This window comes from Spirosoma arcticum (assembly GCF_054779955.1).
This window is the reverse complement of sequence record NZ_BAAGXG010000045.1, coordinates 1-3573: the sequence shown is the minus strand read 5'-3', so window position 1 is coordinate 3573 and position 3573 is coordinate 1. Positions and strand designations below refer to the sequence as shown.

Annotated in this window: 5 protein-coding genes and 1 pseudogene; 3 read left to right on the top strand and 3 right to left on the bottom strand. The window is 49.4% G+C overall.

What is annotated here, in order from left to right; translation table 11 throughout:
* Window positions 1–201: 201 nt before the first annotated feature.
* Together ACYVHB_RS32690 and ACYVHB_RS32685 are read right to left on the bottom strand one after the other, a co-directional pair.
* A complete protein-coding gene (locus ACYVHB_RS32690; protein WP_461056258.1) occupies window positions 202–1107 on the bottom strand; it encodes an NAD-dependent epimerase/dehydratase family protein in 906 nt (301 codons plus the stop codon).
* A gap of 108 nt (window positions 1108–1215) precedes the next feature.
* Window positions 1216–1707 (bottom strand): recombinase family protein, encoded by a 492-nt coding sequence (locus ACYVHB_RS32685; RefSeq protein ID WP_461056259.1) that lies wholly within the window; start codon window positions 1705–1707, stop codon window positions 1216–1218.
* 417 nt (window positions 1708–2124) lie between these two features.
* On the opposite strand from ACYVHB_RS32685, the gene ACYVHB_RS32680 reads away from it, so the two are divergent.
* From ACYVHB_RS32680 to ACYVHB_RS32670, 3 genes are all read left to right on the top strand, one after another.
* Window positions 2125–2343, top strand: coding sequence for a hypothetical protein (locus ACYVHB_RS32680; protein ID WP_461056257.1), 219 nt, complete (start codon window positions 2125–2127; stop codon window positions 2341–2343).
* Between the two features lie 285 nt (window positions 2344–2628).
* The gene (locus tag ACYVHB_RS32675) at window positions 2629–2949 is read left to right on the top strand and encodes a DDE-type integrase/transposase/recombinase (RefSeq protein WP_461056255.1); all 321 of its coding nucleotides are present in this window, start codon (window positions 2629–2631) and stop codon (window positions 2947–2949) included.
* Complete coding sequence (locus ACYVHB_RS32670) at window positions 2906–3211, top strand: integrase core domain-containing protein (RefSeq protein ID WP_461056253.1); 306 nt, start codon at window positions 2906–2908, stop codon at window positions 3209–3211. Before ACYVHB_RS32675 ends, ACYVHB_RS32670 begins: the two co-directional genes overlap by 44 nt.
* Before the next feature lie 117 nt (window positions 3212–3328).
* Here ACYVHB_RS32670 and ACYVHB_RS32665 read toward each other — a convergent pair.
* Window positions 3329–3573, bottom strand: a pseudogene (locus ACYVHB_RS32665) (IS630 family transposase); the annotation flags it as partial.

The window sequence follows — 3573 nt, the reverse complement described above, 5'->3', positions numbered from 1 at the left end:
AGGTGTTGGCTTTGCACCCAGAGGACTCTTTTTTGCCCTTATGGGAGGGGTTACTTCAAGAGTACTTTCATCCCAAAAGAGTTGTGCAACAGTCACGCTTCTTTACATGGACGCCTGCTTCAATCAAGGTCTAACCTCGACACACTGTGAAAAGCCAGGGGTAGTGGGGCTATACAATGTTGACAAAAGTTCGTGGTTTGGTTACGATTCCCATTTCACATATTTCTGCCAGTTATGTTGTTCTTTAAATCCCAGCACTTCCCGGATTTTTCGGTTTGAAAACAGGGCCTCATACTCCCCTAATTCGCGACTAAGGGGCACATTAGGGAAGAACGTTGAAGCCAGTTCTTGGCTGGAAAGAATGGCCCCGTTGTGATCGTTTCCCGCATTGAAAATCTGATAACCGAGGCCGTCTTTTTCCAGACATAAATCCACAATCTGTCCCAAGTCACGCGCGTCTATATAACAGAAGGCATTCCGGCGTCGCACTTCAGGATTCGTAAAATAATAGGGAAACAGTTGGGCGTATTCGTGCGGTTCAATCACATTGCCAATACGAAGGGCATACATATCAACGCCTGACCGTCGCTGGAAGCTGCGAGCCGTTTGTTCATTGACAACCTTCGATAATCCGTAGCTATCCATGGGGTCAACGTCATAATCTTCTTCCAAAGGCAACATTTTAGGGTCGGTTTTGCCATCCGAAAAACAGATCCCATAAGTAGTCTCGGAGGAAGCAATAATAATCTTTCGAATGCCCAGTTTAACGGCCGCTTCAATCACATTGTAGGTACCCATCGTGTTGATCCGAAAGGTTTCGTTATCGGGTTTAAGTAATATCCTGGGCACGGCCGCAAAATGGACGACCGCATCAAATTTGGGTACGCCCTTACCGATCTCCAATTCATCTAAGCCGGTATACGAACTCAGGGCATTGAACATTTGTCCGGAGTCCGTAATATCAGCGACCAGATTATCCACCCCTGGGTGATCCAACGGCGTCAGGTCTACATTCATCACTTTATGGCCTTGGTTGAGCAGGTAGGGAATGACGTGTTTTCCTGCTTTTCCTGCCCCCCCGGTAAAAAAAACGCGCTTTTTAGTCATGTATCCTCTTAGTTAACAATGCGAATCAAGCGTTGAAAAAGCGTGAAATCCGGTTACTAATCGCCCCAGACAGGGCAATGAGGCCGATTTAAGCAGCTACACCGATGGTCACCCCCGTCGGCGCAGGTATTTGTACAGTGTTGTCTTCGAAATCGTCAGCTCACGGGCGATCTGCTCAACCGAATACTTTTCTTCTTTGTACAAACTCTCAGCGATTCGTGCTTTCTGCTCAGCCGCTTTTGACAGGCCTTTGGGACGTCCCAGTAACTGACCCCGTCGACGGGCCGAAGCCAGTCCGGCTAAAGTCCGCTCCCGAATTACTTCCCGTTCAAACTCGGCTAAACTGGCGAAGATGCGAAACACCAGGCGTCCCTGAGCCGTCGTCGTATCGACCGGATCATTGAGGCTTAACAACCCTACCTGGCGTTGTTCCAGATCGGCTACTAACTTGATGAGGTGTGCCAAAGACCGGCCCAACTTCAAGATAACCAGCGTATCGCCTTCCCGAACCAATTCCAGCAGTTTAGCCAATTCAGGTCGCTCAACCTTTACTCCGCTGGCCTTCTCCTGGTATACTTTGTCACAACCCGTTGTTTTCAGCGCATCGAGTTAAAGAGCCAGATTTTGATCTTGGGTGGTCGGCCGCTGCCGTGGAAACGCGGGCGTAGCCAATCTTCATGGTAAGCCAGTGAACGGGTTAAACTAATCAACCCGGGTCAGCGAGCCGAAAAGCGCCTTCTTCAAGGACTGATCACCGGAGTTGAAGGTACGCAAATTAGCGGTTTTCACCGGTGTCTTGTCCGAAAATAGGTTGACCATCACCGCAAGCTGATGGACCACTTATTTTTGCTTCGTACTCAGGCGCATGAGCTCAAGATGCGTCAGATGGTTGAAGAGATCAACCTGGGCCGACTGACGATGGATCAGGCCATGGCCTGATACAATGTTCTTACTCGGCATACGGTTAGAAAGTGGCTGGATCGAGTTCGACTCGAAGACAAACAGCGTACGCAAGCCATGAACCAAGCCGCTAAACAACCACCCCCGACGCTCGTCGAACAAATGGCCCACAAAGCCGACGAGTTGGCTGGGCGAGTCAAACAGTTAGAGAAAGAACTCGAGCAATCGCAGATCCAGGTACGCTACTACACCACTGTCATCCGGATTGCCGAGCAGGAGCTGGGCATTGCCATCGAAAAAAAGTACGATACCAAGCCATCCAACTCTTGCGAGTAACCTACCCTCAATTTCGCCTAAGAAGGGTCGGTGGATTGTTTGGTTTTAGTCGATAGGCGTTCTACCAGCACAAGAGTCGTCAAATGACGGGGAAGAGCGGGATTAGCAGGTGTTGAGCCTGGTTGAGAAACTTCGAAGCGACCACCCCAGAATAGGGGGAAAGAAGCTGTACGAGCTGATGAAAGAAGAACTGGTGGAAAGGGAAATAAAGATAGGACGTGACTCCTTGTTTGATTTATTAGCCGCTAACCTAACCACCTGTTAATCAGAACGAGACAACGTAAGATGATCACTACCTTCTCCCGCCATCGCTTCCGGAAGTATCCGAATCTGATTAAAGATTTGACCACTCTACGGCCTAACCAGGTTTGGGTCGCCGACATCACGTACTGGCTGACGGAGGCTGGCTATTTGTATATTTCACTGATCACCGACGCCTATTCCCGGCGGATCATGGGTTTCGCTGTGGCTGCTACTTTGGAAGCGGTGCATTGTCGACGAGCCTTGGAAATGGCTCTTAAGCAGATTACAAAACGAATGGGCAAGCAGTTGATTCACCACAGTGATCGAGACGGTCCGCCGTTGCGGTATCCAGTATTGCAGTGATGAGTATGTGCAGGTCGTTGACAGCTACCACATCCGAATTAGTATGACCGAAAACTCGGACCCATTGGAGAACTCCATTGCCGAACGGATCAACGGCATTCTCAAGCAGGAGTATTTAAGTCATCAACCGGTTCGGAGCCTGGAGGAGGCCTACGATCTACTGGAGAGGGGGGTGTTTCTCTACAACTACAAGCGGCCGCATTTAAGCTGTAACATGCTCAGCCCTAATGAGGCCCATGGCAGTCATGGTCCCCTGGAATGACGCTGGAAAAACTATTATAAACCAACGGGTTCAGAAGATAAAAAGTAGCGTAAATTCGGACTAAGAAAAAAATGGTAAACGCATTGAACGACTGACTCAAAACAGTCAACTAGTGTTTTAGCCATTGATAGTTGACGGGTAGAGTCGTTTGAGTTTAATGCGAGCGTCCTCGGCCGTGAACTGCCAGTCCACTTTGGCCAATTTGTCGTTTCGTTGCTTGACCCATGCCTGTACTTGCTGCTCGAACTCAGCCAGGCTGGCCACTCGATGAGTTAGGCCCTGCCGGGTTAACACACTCAGTTCAATCTCCGCTACGTTTAGCCAAGAGCCATGTTTGGGCGTATAGACAAAGGCAATCTTTG